The organism is Lysobacter sp. SCRH-1R (assembly GCF_057747855.1).
The window spans coordinates 1,192,611-1,213,214 of sequence record NZ_CM173227.1 but is presented as its reverse complement, the minus strand read 5'-3'; the positions used below and the strand labels follow the sequence as shown (position 1 = coordinate 1,213,214).

Below are 20,604 nucleotides of genomic sequence, written 5' to 3'. Positions count from 1 at the left end.
TTCACTCCCGCTGCACGAACTTGAAGAACCGGCTCACCTCGCCGTCGGCGGTCTGGTCCTGGTAGAGGAACGCGAGCTTCTCCTCGTCGAACTTCTCGAAGAAGTCCTCCCACTCGATCGCCTCCAGGTCCTCGTCGTCGCGGAACATGATGCGGAGCAATCCCGCTTCCTCGCCGCGATCGGCGGTACCGCGCACGGTCGCGGGGCGGCCATCGCGTTCTTCGGTCCAGCGGCGGATCTCGTCGTGGTTGGTGGTCCGATGGGACGAATGCGTGCTCATGCGATGTCCTCCTTCCTTCCGGCATGTGCGTGCACGACGTGCGCGTCGTTGGACACGCGCGTCGATGCGGCGTTGGCGCGCCGTGAGGCGGCCCGTTCGAAATACGAATGCAATGCCTGCGCGCGATGCGCCGGCGTGTGCTCGGCGAGAAAGCGCTCGCGCGCGGCGCGGCCGATGCGTCGCCGCATCGGCTCGGGAACGCGTTGCAGCCAGTGCACGACCTGCGCGCCCGAATGCGCGACCAGGATTTCCTTTTCCGGCTCGAACAGCGCGTCGAGCCCGGTCCAGTGATCGGACACGATCGGCGTTCCGCAGGCGGCGGCTTCGAACAGCCGCACGCTCGGCGAGAACCCCATCGCCACCATGTCCGCGCGCGTGACGTTCAGCGTGAAGCGTTGGCGGTTGTAGAACGCACGATGCGCCGAAGGCGGCAGGTGTTCGATGCGTTCGACGTTTCCCGGCCACTCGATCGCGTCCGGATACTGCGGCCCGGCGACGACGAACCGGCCGTCCGGCCATTCGCGCGCGGGCCGCATCAGCAGGCGTTCGAGCACGGGCTGGCGGTCGTCGCTGTAGGTGCCCATGTAACCGAGGTCATGGTCGGCTTCGCGTTCTTCGGGGAAATAGCGCTTCGGATCGGCCGAGCAGTACAGCGGCGCGGCGATGGGCGCACCGTAGCGCTGTTCCAGCGTTTCCAGCGCGGCGCCGCCGCTGAACGAGAGATAGAGGTCGTAGCCGCGAATCGTGTCCGCATCGACGTATCCACACCGCTCCTGCGCGAGCGCCGCCAGCGTCACCGGCGTGTCGATGTCGTAAAAGGCCACGATGCCGCGCGCGGTGCGCTGCGCCCATCGTCCGACCTCGATGCCCTGCGGCACGTACGAGCCGACGATCACCAGATCGGCGTGCGCGACCTCGTCCGCGTGCCGGTCCTGCAACTCGTCGAGCCCCGAATACAGCGCGAGCCGTCCCGGCCACTCGCCCGCCTCGTCCTGGTTCTGTGCGTACCACGGCACGTCGCGCTCGAGGAACCGCACGCGATCGCCACGCGCTTCCAGCGCGCCGAGCAACGCGCGATACGTGGTCGCGTGTCCGTTTCCCCACGCCGAACGCAGGCTCAGGCCGATCACCACGATGTCGAGCGGCGCGCGCATCATGCCGCCGCGCGCAGGCGCGCCTCCAGCAACGATTCCAGCTGCACCACGCGATGCGCGTAGGTGTGCTCGCGCAACATCCGCGCACGCGCGCGTTCGCCGATCTGGCGCGCGAGCACGGGGCCGATCGCGCGAAGGTGCTGGTTCACCTGCTCGGCGCTGTCGGCGATCAGCACCTCGCGGCCGGGTTCGAGGAACATGTCGATGCCGTCCCACGCGTCCGTCATCAGGCATGCGCCCGCGCCGGCCGCCTCGAACACCCGCGTCGGCGGCGAGAAACCGAAGCGCGCCATGCTGTCGCGATTGATGTTGAGGACCATGCGCGCGCTTGAATTGAACGCGTTGTGCTCGCGCGTGGACACGTGGCCGAGCCGGGTGACGTTGCTCGGCAGTTCGACGTCGTCCCAGCCGCTGCCGCCGAGCAGGTAATCGAACTCCGGCGCCTGCCGCGCGGCATCGAAGAAAAAGCGTTGCACGCGCGCCTCGCGGTCCGGCAGCCGGTTGCCGAGGAAGGCGAGGTCCACGGCAAAGCGGTGGTCGCGCTCGACCGGATGGTGCGTGTCGGGATCCAGCGCGTTGTAGATCGGCACGCATTCGCGCGCGCCCAGGCTGCGATACGCATCGACCACGCGATCGCCGCCGCCGTAGGTGAGCACCAGATCGTACCTGGGCACCTGCGCCCGCAGCGGATCGGCGGGATCGCCGAGCATGCGCTCCAGCGTCGCCGGCGCATCGACGTCCCAGAACGCCACCCACGTCGATGGGGAACGCAACGCCAGCACTTCGCGTTCGAGGAACTCGTCGAACACACCCACGCCGCTCGCCTTCACGACGAGATCGGCGCCGCGCGCGCGTTCGAGCGCGCGTGCCGCGTCGTCCTCGCCATTGGCCGGATAGACCACGACCTGCGCCCACCCGGGATCGTCGATATCGCGATGCTGCTGCCGCTCGAACGCGTCCGGCTCGAAGAACGTCACGCGGTGCCCGCGCTGGTGCAACGCTCGCACGATGCCGCGGTAGTACGTGGCCGCGCCGTTCCAGTACGAGGACACGAGGCTGGAACCGAACAAGGCGATGCGAAGGGGGCTAGGCATGGGAGAGGCTCCGGACGTTGGGCGTGGCGCGGTCCTTCGCGGCGGAATCCATCGAGGACACGATCGAAAGCAGCTCGTCGACGCGATGCGCGCAGGTGTGGCGCGCGAGCACGGTGGCGAGGCCGTGCGCGGCAATTCCGGATGCGTAGTCGGCATCGTTCACGATCGCGCGCAGCTGCTCGCGCATCTGCGCGCCGTCGCGCGCGACGAGGAAATCGCGGCCCGGCGAGAACAGATGCTCCGCGTCGTCCCACGGCGCGCTCACCAGCGTGATTCCGCAGGCCAGCGCCTCGAACACGCGGATCGTCGGAATACCGGGCAGCAGGCGCACGTAAGGCCGGCGCGGCACGTGGACGGTCGCCCTGAAGCGCGCGAACACCTCCGGCGCGCGCCAGTTCGGCAGCCATCCGCGGTAGTCGATGCCGGCTTCCTTCAGCATCGCCAGCGCATCGGCCGGATAGCGCACGCCGTGCAGCCGCGCACGCAGGCCGAGGTCGCGCACGGGCTCGACCAGGAATTCGCGCAGTTCGGCGGCACGTTCGCCGTCGCCCCAGTTGCCGATCCACACCAGATCGCCGTCGCGGTCCTCCGGTCGTGGCAGCGGATGGAAGACGCGCGTGTCGGCGGCTTCGTGCCAGACCCAGGCACGCGCGCACCAGCCGTGTTCGAGATAACGCTGGCGTACCGCCTCGCCGAACGCGAGGACGCCATCGTACCCGCGCAGGTCGTAACGCGCCATGTCATCGGGCGCGCTGACGCTGCGATGGTGCGTGTCGTGGAACAGCACGCGGCACGACGCCGGCGCGTGTTCGCCGACCGACGCCACCAGCGCGGGCTCGTTCCATTCGTGCACGATCGCGACGTCGGCGCCGTCCAGCGCCTCGTCTAAGTCGAAGCCCTCGCGCCGATAGCGATGGCTGCGCAGGTCCGGGTAGCGCGCCTGCCATTCCTCGATCGCGGATGCGCCATGATCGGCGACGAGCTGGCGGACGCTCCACGCGTCGTGCGGCTCGTACACCGCCACCTCATGACCGCGCGATTGCAGTTCCGCGACGATGCCGCGCAGGAAATGCGCGTTGCCGTGGTTCCAGTCGGACACCAGCGAGTGATAGAACAGGACGAACTTCACGGATGGACTCCTGCGTTGGCGGCCTCGGGCATGACGAGACGCGTGTCGGTGCGATGTCGTGCGATCAGCTCGACGTACGCGGCGCGATAGCGCATCGTCATCGCTTCCGGCGTGTAGCGCGCGGCGTGCAGGCGTGCACGCGTGGCGAAGTCCTGCCGCAGCGCGTCGTCGCGGATCAGCTTGAGCAACGACGTTTCGAGAAGACCGGCCTCGTCGGGCGGCACGAACAGCGCGGCATCGCCCCACACTTCGCGCAGACTCGGGATGTCGCCGAGCACCAGCGCGCAGCCGGCCTGCGCGGCTTCGAGGACGGAAAGACCGAACGGTTCGTACCGCGCGGGCAATGCATAGATGGATGCGTGCGCCATCTGCTTCCGCACTTCGTCGCTGTCGAGCTTGCCAAGCGCATGCACGCCGTCGAACGCCGCGTCGCTCCCGTCGCCGGGATGCCGTGCATCGCCGGCGATATGCACCGGCCATGGCAATCCCGACGCAACAGCGGCAAGCGAGCTGAGGTTCTTCGCCTCATCCCACAGCCGGCCCGCCGCGAACACGAACGGCTCCTTCGCGGTTTCGCCGGCGATCGCGCCGCGACCGTTATGGACGACCAGCGTCGACGCCAACGCACCATGCTCGCGCATCAGCGCCGTCAGCATCGCGCGCGAAGGCGTGACGACGCGATCCGCCGCGTGCAGCGTCGCGGCCACGGTGCGGCGGTAGCGGTTCCATCCCGATGGCGCCGCTTCGCCGTGCACGGCCCGCCACCACGAACACACGCACGAATGCGCGGTGAGCACAACCGGCGCCGTCCAGCGAAGCTGGGCATGCGACAGGTCGTTCAGATGCACCACGTCGGGGCGAAACCCGCGCGCCAGCGCATGCAGCCACTCACCCGCTTCGCGCAGGTCGCGCCATGGGTCCGGCATCCACACCAACCTGTACGGCCGCGCGTCCAGCGTGAGTCCGGGGATCGCCTCCGCCTGCGCACGCTGCGCCTGGTCGGGCTCGCGTCCCATCGCCGCGAGCAGCACGCGGTCGCCGCATGCGGACAGTTGAGCGCACAACTCCATCGCGAACGGCCACACGCCGCCGAGCGTGTCGGCCGTCATCAGCACGCGCAGGCGTTCAGCGGCCATAGATCGCATCCACCGTTCGCGCCACGTCGAGCAGCGCCTGCGCCTGCGGATCGAAGCCGGTGCCTTCGCGCAGGCGCCGCGCCCATTCCACCAGTGCGCGTCCGCCCCATGCGTCCGGCGGCGACGCGATGCGCGTGGCGCGCGTTCCATCGAACACGTCCACGGCGAAATCGTAGAATGAGCCGTCCACGTTACGGATCGCCGCGCCGCCGCGCGTTCCGTGGAATGCGGCCTCGATCACCGCGTCGCGCCCGGCGTGGAGCCGCCACGAACACGCGATGCGCACGCCAGTGCCATTGTCGAGTCGCCATTGCGCGCACGCGTGATCCTCGATCTCGGTCACAGGGCGCGACAGCACGTGCCCCCCCGCATGCAGCGTCGCGTTCAGGTCCGCATGCCCCGTCGCACCGCACATCCACTGCGCCAGATCGACCAGATGGATGCCCAGGTCCATCACGCAACCGCCGCCGGATTGGGCGAGATCGTAGAACCACGGTTTGTCCGGCCCGTAGGCGTTATGGAAGACCAGGTCGATCGCGAAGATTTCGCCGAACGCGCCGCTGCCGATGCGTTCGCGCAGTTCCGCGACGCCGTTCAGATGGCGGTAGCTGAAATCGACGTCGAGCAGGCGGTCCGCGCGACGCGCGGCGTCGATCACCTGTCGCGCCTCGAGCGCGGTGCGCGTGAGCGGCTTCTGGCAGAACACCGCCAGGCCGCGATCGAGTGCCGCCACCGCCTGCACCGCGTGCGCCGCGCTGGGCGTCGCGATGACCACGCCATCCAGTTCGTCCATCGCGAGCAGCTCGGCGATGTCGCCACAGCGGCGCGCCTGTGGCGCATGCACCACGGCACGATCGAGGCACTCCGGATTGCTGTCGGCGATCGCGGTTACCTGCGCGATTCCGCTGTCGGCCAGCACCTGCATGCGCTGTCCGCCGATCCAGCCCAGGCCAAGGAAGCCCAGCCGCGGCGCGTCGGTCGAAGGTCGCAGTCGCGCGTTCATGCGAGCACCATCGCCTTGAGGAAACCATCCGGACGGGTGGAGAGCGTGTGGAACGCATCGCCGATGCGGTCGAGCGGAAACCGGTGCGTGAGCAGCGGGAACGGATCGATCGCGCCGCGCTCCACCGCGTCCATCGCCTCGCGCAATCCACGCAACGCCACGACGGGATCGCGTTCGTGCGCGTTGATCACGTCGAGTCCGCGCCAGTTCCACTGCTGCATGTCGACCTGGCGGGGGCCGTCCTGGTGATAGCCGGCGATGATCAGCCGCCCACCTTCGGCGCTGATGCCGCTGGCGATGTCGAGCGTCGTCTGCTCGCCCGCTGCTTCGATCACGCGCGCGCAGCCGCCAACGCTGAGTTCCTTCACCGCACCGATCCCGGCATGCACGTCTTCCGTGGACAGTACCTCGTCGGCACCGCACGCGCGTGCGACATCGAGTGCGAAAGGACGTCGCGACAGCGCGATCACGCGCGCGCCGGCGCGGTGCGCCAGCTGGATCATCAAGGCGCCAATGAAGCCGACGCCGACGATGGCGACGACATGTCCCACACGGATGTCGCTGCGCCGCCAGATGTTCATCGCACAGGCCAGCGGCTCGCCCGGCAGCGGGCGCGTTGCCGCGTTCGAAGGCAGGCGCGCGAGCGAATCGACGCCGGCCACGTCGTACTCCGCATATGCCCTGCCCGACAGCAGGGCGACGCGGTCGCCGACGTGCCAGCCATCGACGCCATCGCCGACCTCGTCGATCTCGCCCCAGCCTTCATGCCCCGGCGCACCGGGTTCGAACGGATAGCGGAACCACGGCCGTCCGGCCCACACCGGCAGGTTCGACGCGCACACGCCGCAGCCATGCAATCGCACGCGCACTTCGCCGCTCGTTGGCTGCGGTCGCGACGTGCGCTCCACGTGGATGCGTCCGTCGCCGTCGAACACCGCCGAGCGCATCGTGTTCATGCGGCGTGCGTCCGTGTGTTCGCCGTCGTCGCGGGGGCGCGGGTGGGAACGCCCGATTCGATCATCCAATCATGCAGCCGCGCGATGCCTTCGCGCGCGTCGACCACCGGCGCCCAGCCGGTGGCGAGCCGGAACGCGTGCGTGTCGGACACGTAGTAACGCTGGTCGCCGACGCGCCAGGGGCCGTATTCCGTGCGCGGCGCGCGGCCGACCAGCGCGGCGATGACCGCGAGTACCTCGCGCAGGCTCAACGCATTGGCCGGTCCACCGCCCATGTTGAACGCGCGGCCGGCGAGCTCGCGCATCTGCGCCTGGCAGCGCACGAACGCGTCCACCAGATCCTGCACGAACAGGATGTCGCGCACCTGCCGGCCGTCGCCATAGATCGTGATCGCCTCGCGGCGCAGCGCGCGGCGCAGGAAATGCGCGACCCAGCCCTGGTCCTCGTTGCCGCACTGGTGCGGACCGTAGATGCAGCTCATGCGGAACAGCGCCGCGGGAAGACCGAAACTGCGCGCGTAATCGAGCACGTACTGGTCCGCCCCGCCCTTCGAACAGCCGTAGGGGCTGTGGAAATCCAGCGGCCGGGACTCGCCCACGCCGCGCTCACGAAGCGTCGCATCGCGCGGCTGGTAGCGCTCGCCCGCGATGTCCAGCGCGATGTCGTCCAGCGCGCCGTACACCTTGTTGGTGGAGGTGAACACGAGCGTCGGCGGCGCATCGAGCCCGCGCATCGCCTCGAGCACGTTGAGCGTGCCGCCGAGGTTGGTCTCGAAGTCGTCGCGCGGATCGAGCAGGCTCGACGTCACCGCGACCTGCGCGGCGAAATGGAAGATCTGCGATGCATCCGACACGGCTGCCCGCACGCGTGCGGTGTCGCGCACGTCGGCGACGTCGATGCGCGCCCGCTCGCCGAAGCGCTGGTGCAGCCAGCGCGCGTTCGCCTCCACGCCGGGACGCGACAGGTTGTCGTAGAGCACGACACGATGGCCTTCTTCCAGCAACCGCGTCGCCAGGTTGGTGCCGATGAAACCGGCGCCACCGGTGATCAGCACCGGACCCTCGCGCCGCGGATGCCGCGCGTTCGCACGCGCGCTCATCGCTGCAATCCCCGCCGGGAGAGCTCCGCCGTGGCGGCGTCGACGCGATCGATCGCCTGCTGCCCCTGCATCCAATCGACCAGTTCCGCCAATCCCCGCTCCAGCGTCATGCGCGGCGCGTAGCCGAGCAGCTCGCGCGCCAGCGTGATGTCGGCGAAGCAGTGGCGGATGTCGCCGACGCGGTATTGCCCGGTGATTTCCGGCTCAATACCCTCGACGTCCAGCGCCCGCGCCATCGCGTGCGCGACCTCTGCGATGGACAGGGACACGCCGCTGCCGACGTTGATCGCACGGCCCGTGGCGGCGTCGGATTCCAGCGCCAGCCGGCACGCGCGCGCGACGTCGCTCACGTGCACGAAATCGCGACGCTGCCGGCCATCCTCGAAGATGCGCGGCGGTTTGCCGTTCATGTAGCGCGCGGCGAAGATCGCGAGCACGCCGGTGTACGGATTCGACAACGCCTGCCGCGTGCCGTAGATGTTGAAGAAACGCAGCGCCGTGGTCGGGATGCCATAGGCCTGTCCGACCATCAGGCACAAGCGCTCCTGGTCGAGCTTGGACAACGCATACACCGATGTCGGCATCGGCGGCGTGCCTTCGTGCGTGGGCACGGGCGTGAGCGGCTCGCCGTCGAGATGCAGCTCCCAGCTGCCGCCGTGGCGCAGGGCGTGCGGATCGCGTTCGGGTGGCGCGACGGCGCGGCCTGACGCGTCCGTGTACAGGCCTTCGCCGTACACGCTCATGCTCGACGCGACGACGAGCCGCTTCACCGGTGCGCGCGAGAGTGCTTCGAGCAATACCGCCGTGCCGCGGTTGTTCACATCGGTGTAGTGCTCGATCTCGTACATGCTCTGCCCGACGCCGACCGCCGCCGCGAGGTGGAACACGCGGTCGACGCCGTCGAGCGCCTCACGCACCGCATGCGCGTCGCGCACGTCGCCCTGCATGCGTTCGACTTCGCCGGACAGGTACTGCGGCCACTGCGCGGACTCACCGTGCACCTGCGCCGCGAGTGCATCGAGTACGCGCACCTGGTAGCCTTGCGCCAGCAGTTCGTCGGCCAGGTGCGAGCCCACGAAACCCGCGCCGCCGGTGATGAGCACGCGTCCACGTGCGGCGGAACCGCCGTTGCCACGGGTCTCATGCGCAGTCACGATCCACCTCCATCGCGCGCGCGTTGCGCGAGGCCTCCTGCGCTGCGAACCAGGCGATGGTGCGACGCAGGCCCTCATCGAGTGGAATGCGCGGTTCCCAGCCCAGTTGCGTGCGCGCGAGCGAGATGTCGGGGCAACGCCGTGTCGGATCGTCCGTGGGCATCGGCTTGCGCACCAGCCGCGAATGCGAGCCGGTGAGCGCGAGGATGCGCTCGGCCAGCTCCAGCACCGTGACTTCGACCGGATTTCCCAGATTCACCGGACCGGTGAAGCCGGGCGGCGTTTCCATCAACCGCATGATGCCCTGCACGAGGTCGTCGACGTAGCAGAACGAACGCGTCTGCCGGCCTTCGCCATAGATCGTCATGGGCTCGCCACGCAGCGCCTGCACGATCAGGTTCGACACCACGCGCCCGTCATCCTCGCGCATGAACGGGCCGTAGGTGTTGAAGATGCGCGCGACCTTGATCTGCACGCCATGCTCGCGGCGGTAATCGAAGAACAGCGTTTCGGCGCAACGCTTTCCTTCGTCGTAGCACGCTCGCGGGCCGGTGGTGCTCACCGCGCCGCGATAGGCTTCCTTCTGCGGATGCGTCTCCGGCTCGCCGTAGACCTCGCTGGTGGACGCCTGGAAGATGCGCGCGCGATTGCGGTGCGCGAGTTGCAGCAGGTTGAGCGCGCCCTCCAGGCAGGTCTTCAACGTGTGCACCGGCTGCGCCTGGTAATGGATGGGCGAGGCGCAGCATGCGAGGTTGAACACGATGTCCGCGATCGGATCGAAGGGCGCACCGTCGAACGACTCGGTCACGTCATGGCGCACGAAGCGCAGGCGGTGGCCGTTCGCGGTGTCGTCCATCAGCCCGCTCAGGTTGGTCAAACGCCCCGTCACGAGGCTGTCGAGCGCGACCACCTCGTACCCCTCTTCGACGAGGCGCCTGCACAGGTGCGCCCCGAGGAACCCCGCGCCGCCAGCGACCAGTGCGCGGCGACGCCCCTTGTGTTTCGACCGTTCAACGCCGTCCATATCCGTTCCCTATGTGCTTCGGGAATGCGCGCGCGTGGTTCGCATGCGTCGTCCCGGTGATCTGGGGGAGCCGAACGGAACCGCCGCAGGATCGACCTGCGTACGTCGTTCGGGCTGGTTGATCCGCCGGCGCGGACGGGACTCACACGTCCTGACGCCGGCGGGTAACGGGCGGCTGTAGCGTTCTTGTCGTCGCCGGGCGCCCGCCCGGCTGAAGCTCAACACCAGCCTCGTCCATACGAGGCGACGGTTCTTCGTCCGATTCGATGCGTTGTTGTTGCTTCTTCAACGGATCGACGCCAACCAGGAACCGTCTTGCGACACAAACCATCTTGGGGTTGGAGAAAAAGGGATTCGATGCCGTGTGATCTCGCCGGTCCACCTCCATGACCTGAGTGGATGGACGACCGTACGTTGTCACGTCATCGGTTCCGCTTCGTGACTCCACGCTTCGTAACGCAGGGGTCGCCCCTTCAGGTTGGAAGCGAGTGTCCCATGCCTGGTTTTAAACCGGCGAGAAGAAACAGATGGGCTCGACCGACGCGGCTTTCACACTCTGGCGTCCGCTTCGTTGATCCGAAGGATGCGGACATTGTCTTCGTCGAGTTCGATCTCGCTGAGGGAGCCGGTCGAGATCTCGATGCGCTGGAACAGGTCGAGCGCGATGCCCGCGTAATGCGCGATCGCCGCGCGGATGAGGTCGCCGTGACTCACCACGACGACACGTTCGTGGGCGTGTCGCGCGCGCACCAGCGACAGTCCCGCGATCATGCGTGCCTGCGCCTGCAGCATGCTTTCTCCACCCGGCACGTCGGCGCAGCTGCGGAACGCGTTGAAGCGGCGAAACCGCACGTCGCGCGCGAGTTCATCGAAGTCGAGCCCGCTCCAACGGCCGAACTCGATTTCCAGAAACTCTTCACGAGGCTCGACATCGCAACGCACTACCGTCGCAATCGCTTCGGCGGTTTCCATCGCCCTGCGCAGCGGGCTGCTGTACACCCTGGCGACCGGGAGGCGCGCCAGGCCCGCGGCCAGCCACTGCGCCTGCTTCCGCCCTTCCGGGTCGAGTCCGATGCCGGCATCGCGCCCGGACAGGCGCTTGCCGTTGGCTTCGGTGTTGGCGTGCCGGACGAGCAGCAGGCGGGTCATGGCGGCATGAGCGGACGCGACCGTTGAAGCTTCGACACTTCGCATGGACGGGCCCGTGAAGATCGGCGTACTCACCTTTCATCGCTGCATCAATTACGGCAGCTACTGGCAGGCGCGATGCCTGGTGGAAGGCCTGGGCGCGCTCGGACACCACGCCGAACTGCTGGATCATGCGAGCGCACGAGTCGATCGCGCTGAATGGCGATGCGCGCTGCGTCCGGTACCCGGGCAGACGGGCGATCGCGCGGCATATCGGCGGAAGATGCTGCGGTTCTTCGAGGCGTTCGCGACGCTGCCGCTGTCGCCGCGCTTTCCGCTCGACGCGCCGCGGTTCATGGACGAGTACGAAGCGATCGTCGTCGGCAGCGACGAAGTGTGGAACCTCTCGCACCCATGGTACGGCGGCGTTCCGCTGTTCTATGGGCAGGGACTGCGGACGCAGCGGGCGCTCGCGTATGCGGCGAGTTTCGGCCATCACGACACATCCAGCGGGCTCGATCCGGCATGGGCGCGACGCCTGCGCGATTTCGAGGCGATTGCCGTGCGCGACGAAGCGTCGCGCGCGCTCGTGGCCGCCGCGATCGGCGCGGATGTCGACGTCGTGCTAGATCCCTGCCTGGCATTCCCGCCGGGATTCGATGCTTACGAAAGCGGTACGGAAGAGCACGCTTACGTCGCGCTGTACGGCCACGGATTCTCGTCCGGTTTCGCGAACGCGGTTCGCGGTTGGGCGCATCGACGCGGCCTGCCGATCGTCAGCATCGGTTATCGCAACGATTGGGCGGATCGCCAGTGGATCGAGGCGGGTCCCCTCGAGTTCGCTCCGTTCATCGCGAACGCCGACGCCGTCGTCACCAACTTCTTCCACGGCTGCGTGTTCGCGCTGCGCCATCGGCGGCCGTTCGTCTGCGAGGCGTCGTGGTACCGCGGAACCAAACTTCGCTGCCTGATGCAGCAGGTCGGCGGCGAGCGGCATCTTCTTGCGCCCGCCATGACGCCGGATGACATCGCGGGCGTGCTCGACGTGCCGATATCCGCATGTGTCGATGCGCGTATCGAACGGTTGCGGTTGGCGTCCCGGGAGTTCCTGCGCGAGGCGGTGCGGGCGCAGGCGGCCGTGTCGTGAACGCGCCAACGCCCCAGGCCATGGTTCGCGCGGGCCGCTGCATCGGATGCGGCGGATGCGTGGCGCAGTCCGAAGCGGGCGCGGCCGTGATGCGATTCGATGCGTATGGACAGCTGAAGCCCAGTGGCTCACGGGCGTGGAATCGCAACGCTGGTTCCATCGTCGGGAAAACCTGTCCGTTCTCGTCGGATGCAGCGGACGAGGACGAGCTCGCGTCGGCGCTGTTTCCCGATGCTCCGGCGCACGATCCGGCGACCGGCCGCCATGTCACCGCCTACGTCGGCCATGTGATCGAAGGCGACTACCGGCAACAAGGAAGTTCCGGCGGGCTGGCCAGCTGGATGGCGTCGGAGCTGTTGCGCAGCGGGCGCGTGGACGCCGTCGCGCATGTGCACGCCTGCGAGGATCCGGGGGCGAGCGGGCGCCTGTTCGAATACCGCCTTTCGCGCACCGAAGCCGAAGTGCGCGCCGGTGCGGGTTCGCGCTATTACCCGGTGGAGATGTCCGGGGTGTTGCGCACGATGCTCGACCAACCGGGGCGCTATGCGATCGTCGGGATTCCTTGCTTCGTCAAGGCCGTGCAGCTGATGCGGCGGTGTCATCCGCGCCTGCGCGAACGCATCGTCTGCACCATCGGCCTGTTCTGCGGGCATATGAAGAGCGCGCGCTTCGCCGAGAGCCTTGCATGGCAGATGGGCGTCGACGCGCGCGAGGTGCAGCGCATCGATTTCCGCAAGAAGCATCCCGACCGCCCCGCGAACTGGTATCACGCCGCGATCGCATTGAAGAACGGAGAGGCGCGCGGTCACGACTGGTGGCCGCTGGTGGATGGCGACTGGGGCGGGGGATTCTTCATGGATTCGGCGTGCAATTCCTGCGACGACGTGATGGCGGAAACCGCCGATGTGTCTTTCGGCGACGCGTGGGTCGAGCCGTATGCATCGAGCTGGCAGGGCCATAACGTCGTGGTCGTGCGTACGCCGGACCTCGATGCCCTGTTGCGCGAAGCCAGCGAGGCCGGGCGCATCGAACTCACGCCGGTGGATGCGGCTTTCGTGGCCGCGACGCAGGCGGCGGGTCTGCGGCAACGTCGCGAAGGACTGGCCTTCCGGCTCGCACGTTGTAGCGATCCACCGCGCAAGCGGGTGCAGCCCGACGCGCTCGCGCCGACGCCGCAACGACGGCGGATCTACGCGCTGCGCGCATCGATCTCGCGCTGGAGCCATCGCATGTTCCGCATCGCCCGTGCGCTTCGCATCCGCACGATCTACCTGCTGTGGGCGCGCGCCGCACTCACCATCTACCACGCCTTCGCATACCGGCGCGGGCGCCTTGGTGCGCTGGTCAACCGGCTCGGGCTTGGATGAACTTCGGCAGGCGCGCGGCGACGCGATCGACCACGTCGTCCCATGCGCCGGGTTTCGCCTGGCGGAACAGGCGCATCGTCGGATACCACGGACTGTCCTCGCGTTCGCGCATCCAGCGCCAGTCGGGATCGTGCGAGAGCAGCGTCCACACCGGAACGCCAAGCGCGCCGGCCATGTGCGCGGGCATCGAATCGATGGTGACCAGCAGGTCCATCGCACGCACCGCGCGTGCGTAGGAAGCGAGGTCGAGTTCTCCCGGGAACGTGCCCGACTCGCCATCCCATCCCGCGTCGATCGCGTCGGGCTGCAGGATGAACCAGTCGATGCCGCGCAGTTCGAGCAGCCGTCGTACACGGGCGAACCCGATCGAACGCCGCGTGTCCCACGCGCCGGAGCGCCACACGAGCCCGACTGCCGGTCGTTTCGGATCGACGCGCAACGGCAGCGGCTCGGCGTGAAGGTATGGCGCTCCAGCTGGAATCGTTTCGATCGTCGTGCGGAACACGTGCGCGAGTTCCATGATCTCGGCGTCGACGTCGTACCGCACATCAGGCACGCCATCGTGCAACGGGAGAACATGATCGATGCCGTCCGTGCGCGCGAGCAGCGGAACGAGTCCTGGCTGCGCCCACACGATCACCTCGCGCGCACGCGTGCGTAGCAGCGGCATGTAGCGGACGAACTGGATCGTGTCGCCGAGGCCGTGATAGCAGCGCACCAGCACGCGCCGATCGTCGACGGGCTCGCCCTTCCACACGTACTGTTCGTGTCGCGGCCAATGCCAGCACGATGCACGACGACGCTGCGGCAACTGCGCGTCCGTGACGCGCCACGCTTCTTCCCAGCGCCCATCGCGCATGTGGTCGAGCCATGTTTCCAGTGGCGTGGCGGCGGGCGCGCCGGCGTTCATGTCATCGGCTCAGGAATAACGACGCATCATCTCGACGCAGAAGTCGGCGAACTCTCGAGGTTCCTGCGGCGGACTGGTGTGGTGCGGGCGCAGACCCTTCGACTCGGGCGTGAAGCAGAACGTCACGGTGAGATCGAAATCCTCCAGCGACAGCATCATGCGATCGAACCAGCGCTGTGCATCCGGGCGCAGGTGGTCGGCCCAGCTCAGGCCTGTCCGAAGGCGCCTCACGCCCAGCCGTTTCAGCCACTCCACGGCGGCGTCCAGCCGGTGATCCTCGAAGTGGAACCACTGGCAGATGCCCAGTTCCGGCGTGTACTGCGCGAACTGTTCCAGCGCGCGCTTGGGCGTGCCGTCCTCCAGCAGCAGGCCCATGTGGAAATGCCGGTAGTACGACGAACCTTCGGCTTCGCGATGGCGGGTGGTCGCTTCCCATGCGCGCGGCAGGTCGTAGAGGCTGTACCAGTGGATGCGATCCACGCGTCCGCACAGCAGCTCGGCCGTGCGACGCAGGCCGAACTCCTGCACTTCCTCGGCGCCGAAGCTGGACACGCCCACTTCCGTCACCCACACCGGAAGCTGGGTGACGGCCTCGATCTCGGCGACCTTCCCGCGCCAGTCGTGGATCGGCCACAGGTTCCAGTCGAGCGGAAAGCCGTGCACGGCGACGGCATCGAGGTCGGCGACGGCATCGAATTCCTGCAGCCGCAACATGAAACCCGGATCGATCGGCGAAATGCCGCCCAGCACGCGCAGCACCTGCGGACGTTCGGCCTTCACCGCCAGCGCGGCGGTCTTCACCATCTGCGCGTACAGGCGCCACTCGGGGTCGAGTTCGAGGTCCCAGTGCGATTTGTTGTTCGGCTCGTTCCAGAAGGTGACCGCTTCGATCATCGCCGCACGTCCGCAGTTCGTCAGAGCGCTTCCACCAGTTCCTGGTAGTAGTCCAGGCCCAGGTGGGTGATGAGGTCCTCGCCCATCAGGTGGCGAAGCGTGTTCTGCAGCTTGATCAGCTGGCGGAAGATGTCGTGTTCCGGCCGCAAGCCGGGCGCCGCCTGCGGCGACTTGAAATAGAACGACAGCCATTCCTGGATGCCCGACATCCCCGCGCGTTTGGCCAGATCGATGAACAGCGCAAGGTCCAGCACGATCGGCGCGGCGAGGATCGAATCGCGGCACAGGAAGTTGATCTTGATCTGCATCGGATAGCCGAGCCATCCGAAGATGTCGATGTTGTCCCAGCTTTCCTTGTTGTCGCCGTGCGGCGGGTAATAGTTGATGCGCACCTTGTGGTACAGGTCGCCGTAGAGCTCCGGGCTCAGTTCCGGACGCAGGATGGCCTCGAGCACACCGAGTTTCGAAACTTCCTTGGTACGGAAGTTGTCGGGATGATCGAGCACCAGCCCGTCGCGGTTGCCCAGGATGTTCGACGAGAACCAGCCGCGGATGCCGAGCGCGCGCGCCTGCAAACCTGGCGCGAGGATGGTCTTCATCAGCGTCTGCCCGGTCTTGAAATCCTTGCCGCCGATGGGCGTGCCGGTCTTCAGCGCGAGTTCGACCATCGCCGGGATGTCGCACGTCAGGTTCGGTGCGCCGTTGACGAAGGGAATGCCCTGAGAGATCGCGGCGTAGGCGTAGATCATCGACGGCGCGATCGCCGGATGGTTGTCGCGCAGGGCCTGCTCGAATGCGTCGAGCGTGGCGTGCACGTCGTGGCGTTCGAGGTATTTCTCGGTCGATCCGCACCACACCATCGCCATGCGCGAGCAATCGTGTTCGCGGCGGAAACGCCGCAGGTCGTCGGCGACGGCTTCGACGCGTTCCATCGCATGCGTCTCGCGCTTGACGTGACGACCTCCAAGGTTCGGCACGAACGCGGGATCGAACACCGCCGGCATGGGCCGGATCGCGTCGAGTTCGTCCTTCACCGAATCGAGCAGCGCCGCGTCGAGCACGCGTGCGTTGCGCGCGGACTCGTAGACGCTGTCGTCGTAGACGTCCCAGCCGCCGAACACGATGTCGTCCAGCGGCGCGAGCGGCACGAAGTCGCGCACGCGCGGGCAGCGGTTCTCGGTGCGTTTGCCGAGGCGGATGTTGCCCATCTGCGTGAGCGATCCGATGGGCTGCGCGCCGTGCTTGCGGATCGCCTCCACGCCGGCGATGAAGGTCGTGGCCACCGCGCCCAGTCCCGGCATCACGATGCCGAGGCGGCCTTCGGGCGTATCGATTCCAGTACGCATGAGGGTGCCGTTCGATGGGACGGAACCAGCTTGCGGACGCAGGGGTATGTGGCTGTGAAGTGGATGTTCGGGGACGTTCACGCGTGTGCGCGGTATGGCGCACGCTTGGGCGTTGCTGATGAAGAAGAGGAAGAAGCTGCGGGACGGGATGGTGAAGCGAAGGGATGAAGATGAAGAAGAAGAAGCGGACTTGGGGCCGTCCGTGTTCTTGCTTTCACTCCTGCTTGTCATTCCCGCGTTCGCCGGGCGATTCACGCTGCCCGCGCCGAAGCTGTTGTAGTCCGGGTAAGCGAAGCGCACCCGGGGTGTCACGTCTCCGGTGACGCTGTCCCGGGTGCGGCCTGCGGCCTTACCCGGGCTACACAGGCAGAGGTGCTGCACTTCAGCCCTCCCCAGCATTCGCGGGGAGGGAGTGCCTGCCCTCGGCATCGCAAGGACCACCGCAGGCTCACCGCAAGCCGATTCGCCAGCCGCAGAAAACAAAAAACCCGCGCAATGCGCGGGTTCTTGTGCCGGGCCCGAAGGCCATTCAGCGTGAATCATCTGGTGCCCAGGAGAGGACTCGAACCTCCACGGTTTTACCCGCTAGTACCTGAAACTAGTGCGTCTACCAATTCCGCCACCTGGGCATCGCTACGGTGTTTCGCCGTGCGAGGCCGCGTATGTTGCGGTGCGACGGGCGGCTTGTCAACGCCCCGTCACGAAAATTTTCCCCTTCGATGCAGCCTGGGACGGCGGCCGACCGCCAGAGCCCCCCCGCGCCCCGCCCGGTCCGGCATTGTCGGCTTGAAAGCCCGACCCGCTCGGGGCTATGGTCGCCGGACATTTTCGTCTGCGGGCGGCGCATCCGGTGCGGCGCCCGCGTTGCTTTGGAGAGCCGCAATGTCCGAACCCAAGCCCCCGCTGCTGATGTCGCGCCTGGATGTGGAGCGCATCGAGTCGCTGCTGGAAACCCCGGCCGCCCAGAACGTGGACACGTCCGCGCTGGAGGCCGAACTGGAGCGCGCGACCATCGTCGAGCCCGCGCAGATGCCGCCGGACGTCATCACCATGAATTCCACCGCCCGTTTCCTCGACGAAACCAGCGGCGAGGAGCGCGAACTGACGCTGGTCTTCCCGCGCGACGCCGACGGCAGCGCGGAGAAGGTGTCGATCCTCGCGCCGGTCGGCAGCGCCCTGCTCGGCCTGCACGTGGGCGATTCCATCGAATGGCCGCTGCCCGGCGGTCGCACGATCCGTCTGCGCGTGCTGTCGATCCGCTACCAGCCCGAAGCCGCCGGCGAACTGCATCGCTGAACCGTGCCGGCGCGCCGGCCGCTTCCCGCGCGCGCCGCTTAGAATCACCGCATCCCCGACTCACCTGGCCCGTACCGCTACATGAACGATACCGTCCGTCCGGCATTCCACGGCTTCGAACAGATCCCGCTGCGCGAGTACGCCGAGCGCGCCTACCTCGATTACTCGATGTACGTGGTGCTCGACCGCGCCCTGCCGTTCCTCGGCGACGGGCTCAAGCCGGTGCAGCGCCGCATCATCTATTCGATGAGCGAGCTGGGACTGAACGCGGCGTCCAAGCCGAAGAAGTCCGCGCGCACCGTAGGCGACGTGATCGGCAAGTACCACCCGCACGGCGACAGCGCCTGCTACGAGGCGATGGTGCTGATGGCCCAGCCGTTCTCGTACCGCTATCCGCTGATCGAAGGCCAGGGCAATTTCGGTTCCAGCGACGATCCGAAGTCTTTTGCCGCGATGCGCTACACCGAAGCCAAGCTGACGCCGATCGCCGAGGTGCTGCTGGGCGAGCTCGGCCAGGGCACGGTCGACTGGACGCCCAACTTCGACGGCACGCTGGAAGAGCCCTCGTGGATGCCGGCGCGACTGCCGCACCTGCTGCTCAACGGCACCACCGGCATCGCGGTCGGCATGGCGACCGACGTGCCGCCGCACAACCTCAATGAAGTCGTCAGTGCGTGCGTGCGCCTGCTCGACGACCCCGACGCCACCACGCGCGACCTGTGCGAACACGTGCGCGGCCCGGATTACCCGACCACGGCGGAGATCATCACGCCGGCGGCGGACCTCATCCAGATGTACGAAACGGGCCTGGGCAGCGTGCGTGCCCGCGCCGTCTACGAGAAGGACGGCCCGAACCTCGTCATCACCGCCCTACCGTACCAGACTTCGCCGGGCAAGGTGATCGAGCAGATCGCCACGCAGATGCGCGCGAAGAAACTGCCGTGGCTGGAGGACATCCGCGACGAATCCGACCACGCGAACCCGACCCGCATCGTGCTCGTGCCGCGCAGCAACCGCGTGGACGCCGAGCAGCTGATGGGCCACCTGTTCGCGACGACGGACCTCGAGAAGAGCTATCGCGTCAACTTCAACATCATCGGTCGCGACGGCCGGCCGCAGGTCAAGGGCCTGAAGGCGCTGCTGACCGAATGGCTGGCGTTCCGCACCGAAACGGTGACGCGCCGCCTCAAGCATCGCCTGGACAAGGTCGAGCGCCGCCTGCACCTGCTGGAAGGCCTGCTGGTCGCGTTCCTCAACCTCGATGAGGTGATCCGCATCATCCGCACCGAGGACGAGCCCAAGCCCGTCCTGATGAAGCGCTTCAAGCTCAGCGAGGAGCAGACCGACTACATCCTCGAAACCCGGCTGCGCCAGCTGGCGCGCCTGGAAGAGATGAAGATCCGCGGCGAGGAAGACGAGCTCAAGGCCGAGCGCGAACGCATCGTCGCCACGCTGGAAAGCCGCGCCAAGCTGAAGAAGCTGGTGAAGGACGAACTGCTGGCCGATGCGAAGAAGTTCGGCGATGCGCGCCGCTCCCCGCTGGTCGCGCGCGGTGCCGCGCAGGCGCTGAGCGAGACCGAGCTGGTCGCCAGCGAGCCGATGACCGTCGTGCTCAGCGAGAAGGGCTGGGTGCGCGCGGCGAAGGGCCACGACATCGACGCCGGCGCGCTCAACTACCGCGAAGGCGACGAGCTGCTGGGCGCGGTGAAGAGCCGCAGCACGCAGCAGGTCGCGTTCCTGGATTCGACCGGCCGTGCGTACTCGACCGTCGTGCATTCGCTGCCGTCCGCGCGCGGCAACGGCGAACCGCTGACGGGCCGCTTCTCGCCAGCACCGGGCGCGTCGTTCCAGGCGCTCGCCAGCGGCGACAACGACACGCGTTTCGTGCTCGCGTCAAGCCATGGCTACGGTTTCGTCACCCGCTTCGAGAACCTCACCGGCCGCAACAAGGCCGGCAAGGCGATGCTCTCGCTCACGCCGGGCGCGAAGGTGGTGCAGCCGGCGCCGGTGAACAGCGTCGAACAGGACCGCATCGCGGTGGTGACCAACGTCGGCCACCTGCTGGCGTTCCCGGTCGGCGAGCTGCCGGAACTCGACAAGGGCAAGGGCAACAAGCTCATCGACATCCCGAAGGCGAAGCTCGGCACCGAGCGCGTGGTCGCCGTCGCGGTCGTGTCGCCGGGCGGCACGCTGGTGGTGAAATCCGGTGCGCGCACGATGTCGATCACGTTCAAGGACCTGGACACCTACCTCGGCGCACGCGCGACGCGCGGCGGGTTGCTGCCGCGCGGGTGGCAGAAGGTCGAAGGCCTGGCGGTCGAGTAAGGCGCAGCGAGCGCCTCGCGCTCGCTGCGACGTACCCACCCCATCCCGTCATCCCGGCGAAGGCCCGGCCAGGCCGGCAACCATTACGAACGCGACGACACCGACGCTGGTACCGTGACAGCCTGGATTCCGGCCTTCGCCGGATGACGGGACGGTGCGAA

General features: G+C 67.7%; 19 protein-coding genes and 1 tRNA gene. 5 read left to right on the top strand and 15 right to left on the bottom strand.

The genetic code is table 11. From position 1 onward, the window contains the following. Nucleotide 1: 1 nt before the first annotated feature. From AC3ANK_RS05530 to AC3ANK_RS05480, 11 genes are all read right to left on the bottom strand, one after another. On the bottom strand, nt 2-280 hold the full coding sequence (locus AC3ANK_RS05530) for a hypothetical protein (protein ID WP_206859547.1): 279 nt from the start codon (nt 278-280) through the stop codon (nt 2-4). Beyond that, nucleotides 277-1,437, bottom strand: a complete 1,161-nt coding sequence (locus AC3ANK_RS05525; RefSeq protein ID WP_484172334.1) for a CgeB family protein — start codon at nt 1,435-1,437, stop codon at nt 277-279. Before AC3ANK_RS05525 ends, AC3ANK_RS05530 begins: the two co-directional genes overlap by 4 nt. Further along, nucleotides 1,434-2,528, bottom strand: a complete 1,095-nt coding sequence (locus AC3ANK_RS05520) for a CgeB family protein (protein ID WP_484172333.1) — start codon at nt 2,526-2,528, stop codon at nt 1,434-1,436. Before AC3ANK_RS05520 ends, AC3ANK_RS05525 begins: the two co-directional genes overlap by 4 nt. Next, a complete protein-coding gene (locus tag AC3ANK_RS05515) occupies nt 2,521-3,657 on the bottom strand; it encodes a CgeB family protein (protein ID WP_484172332.1) in 1,137 nt (378 codons plus the stop codon). The genes AC3ANK_RS05520 and AC3ANK_RS05515 overlap by 8 nt, the downstream gene beginning before the upstream one ends. Continuing rightward, a complete protein-coding gene (locus AC3ANK_RS05510; RefSeq protein ID WP_484172331.1) occupies nt 3,654-4,793 on the bottom strand; it encodes a glycosyltransferase family 4 protein in 1,140 nt (379 codons plus the stop codon). Before AC3ANK_RS05510 ends, AC3ANK_RS05515 begins: the two co-directional genes overlap by 4 nt. Next, a complete protein-coding gene (locus AC3ANK_RS05505) occupies nt 4,783-5,796 on the bottom strand; it encodes a Gfo/Idh/MocA family protein (protein WP_484172330.1) in 1,014 nt (337 codons plus the stop codon). Before AC3ANK_RS05505 ends, AC3ANK_RS05510 begins: the two co-directional genes overlap by 11 nt. Then, a complete protein-coding gene (locus AC3ANK_RS05500) occupies nt 5,793-6,752 on the bottom strand; it encodes an MDR/zinc-dependent alcohol dehydrogenase-like family protein (RefSeq protein ID WP_484172329.1) in 960 nt (319 codons plus the stop codon). Before AC3ANK_RS05500 ends, AC3ANK_RS05505 begins: the two co-directional genes overlap by 4 nt. Beyond that, on the bottom strand, nt 6,749-7,852 hold the full coding sequence (locus tag AC3ANK_RS05495) for an SDR family NAD(P)-dependent oxidoreductase (RefSeq protein ID WP_484172328.1): 1,104 nt from the start codon (nt 7,850-7,852) through the stop codon (nt 6,749-6,751). The genes AC3ANK_RS05500 and AC3ANK_RS05495 overlap by 4 nt, the downstream gene beginning before the upstream one ends. Continuing rightward, nucleotides 7,849-9,006, bottom strand: a complete 1,158-nt coding sequence (locus AC3ANK_RS05490) for an NAD-dependent epimerase/dehydratase family protein (RefSeq protein WP_320415135.1) — start codon at nt 9,004-9,006, stop codon at nt 7,849-7,851. The genes AC3ANK_RS05495 and AC3ANK_RS05490 overlap by 4 nt, the downstream gene beginning before the upstream one ends. Further along, the gene (locus tag AC3ANK_RS05485) at nt 8,993-10,030 is read right to left on the bottom strand and encodes a UDP-glucuronic acid decarboxylase family protein (protein WP_484172327.1); all 1,038 of its coding nucleotides are present in this window, start codon (nt 10,028-10,030) and stop codon (nt 8,993-8,995) included. The genes AC3ANK_RS05490 and AC3ANK_RS05485 overlap by 14 nt, the downstream gene beginning before the upstream one ends. Nucleotides 10,031-10,579: 549 nt before the next feature. Beyond that, nucleotides 10,580-11,179 carry a histidine phosphatase family protein gene (locus tag AC3ANK_RS05480; RefSeq protein ID WP_484172326.1) on the bottom strand — a complete coding sequence of 200 codons (600 nt, stop codon included), beginning with the start codon at nt 11,177-11,179 and terminating at the stop codon, nt 10,580-10,582. A gap of 55 nt (nt 11,180-11,234) precedes the next feature. Here AC3ANK_RS05480 and AC3ANK_RS05475 point away from each other — a divergent pair, with 55 nt between their 5' ends. Both AC3ANK_RS05475 and AC3ANK_RS05470 read left to right on the top strand, forming a co-directional pair. Further along, nucleotides 11,235-12,305, top strand: a complete 1,071-nt coding sequence (locus tag AC3ANK_RS05475; RefSeq protein ID WP_484172325.1) for a polysaccharide pyruvyl transferase family protein — start codon at nt 11,235-11,237, stop codon at nt 12,303-12,305. Between the two features lie 59 nt (nt 12,306-12,364). Beyond that, nucleotides 12,365-13,672: a Coenzyme F420 hydrogenase/dehydrogenase, beta subunit C-terminal domain gene (locus AC3ANK_RS05470; protein ID WP_484172324.1), complete on the top strand. Its 1,308-nt coding sequence runs from the start codon at nt 12,365-12,367 to the stop codon at nt 13,670-13,672. Here the strand turns inward: AC3ANK_RS05470 and AC3ANK_RS05465 are convergent. The 3 genes from AC3ANK_RS05465 to AC3ANK_RS05455 are packed head-to-tail and all read right to left on the bottom strand — an operon-like array spanning nt 13,650 to nt 16,822. Further along, complete coding sequence (locus tag AC3ANK_RS05465; protein WP_484172323.1) at nt 13,650-14,582, bottom strand: glycosyltransferase family protein; 933 nt, start codon at nt 14,580-14,582, stop codon at nt 13,650-13,652. The two genes, AC3ANK_RS05470 and AC3ANK_RS05465, sit on opposite strands and share 23 nt — an antisense overlap. 9 nt (nt 14,583-14,591) lie before the next feature. Then, on the bottom strand, nt 14,592-15,476 hold the full coding sequence (locus AC3ANK_RS05460) for a glycosyl hydrolase (RefSeq protein ID WP_484172322.1): 885 nt from the start codon (nt 15,474-15,476) through the stop codon (nt 14,592-14,594). A 20-nt stretch (nt 15,477-15,496) separates the two neighbouring features. Next, a complete protein-coding gene (locus AC3ANK_RS05455) occupies nt 15,497-16,822 on the bottom strand; it encodes an inositol-3-phosphate synthase (RefSeq protein ID WP_484172321.1) in 1,326 nt (441 codons plus the stop codon). A gap of 118 nt (nt 16,823-16,940) precedes the next feature. On the opposite strand from AC3ANK_RS05455, the gene AC3ANK_RS05450 reads away from it, so the two are divergent. After that, nucleotides 16,941-17,102, top strand: a complete 162-nt coding sequence (locus AC3ANK_RS05450; RefSeq protein ID WP_206859570.1) for a hypothetical protein — start codon at nt 16,941-16,943, stop codon at nt 17,100-17,102. 264 nt (nt 17,103-17,366) lie between these two features. On the opposite strand, the gene AC3ANK_RS05445 is transcribed toward AC3ANK_RS05450, so the two are convergent. After that, nucleotides 17,367-17,451, bottom strand: a tRNA-Leu gene (locus AC3ANK_RS05445). A 253-nt stretch (nt 17,452-17,704) separates the two neighbouring features. Here AC3ANK_RS05445 and rnk point away from each other — a divergent pair. Further along, the gene (rnk, locus tag AC3ANK_RS05440) at nt 17,705-18,118 is read left to right on the top strand and encodes a nucleoside diphosphate kinase regulator (protein ID WP_484172320.1); all 414 of its coding nucleotides are present in this window, start codon (nt 17,705-17,707) and stop codon (nt 18,116-18,118) included. An 81-nt stretch (nt 18,119-18,199) separates the two neighbouring features. Then, a complete protein-coding gene (gene parC / locus AC3ANK_RS05435; RefSeq protein WP_484172319.1) occupies nt 18,200-20,443 on the top strand; it encodes a DNA topoisomerase IV subunit A in 2,244 nt (747 codons plus the stop codon). The last annotated feature ends 161 nt before the right edge of the window (nt 20,444-20,604 follow it).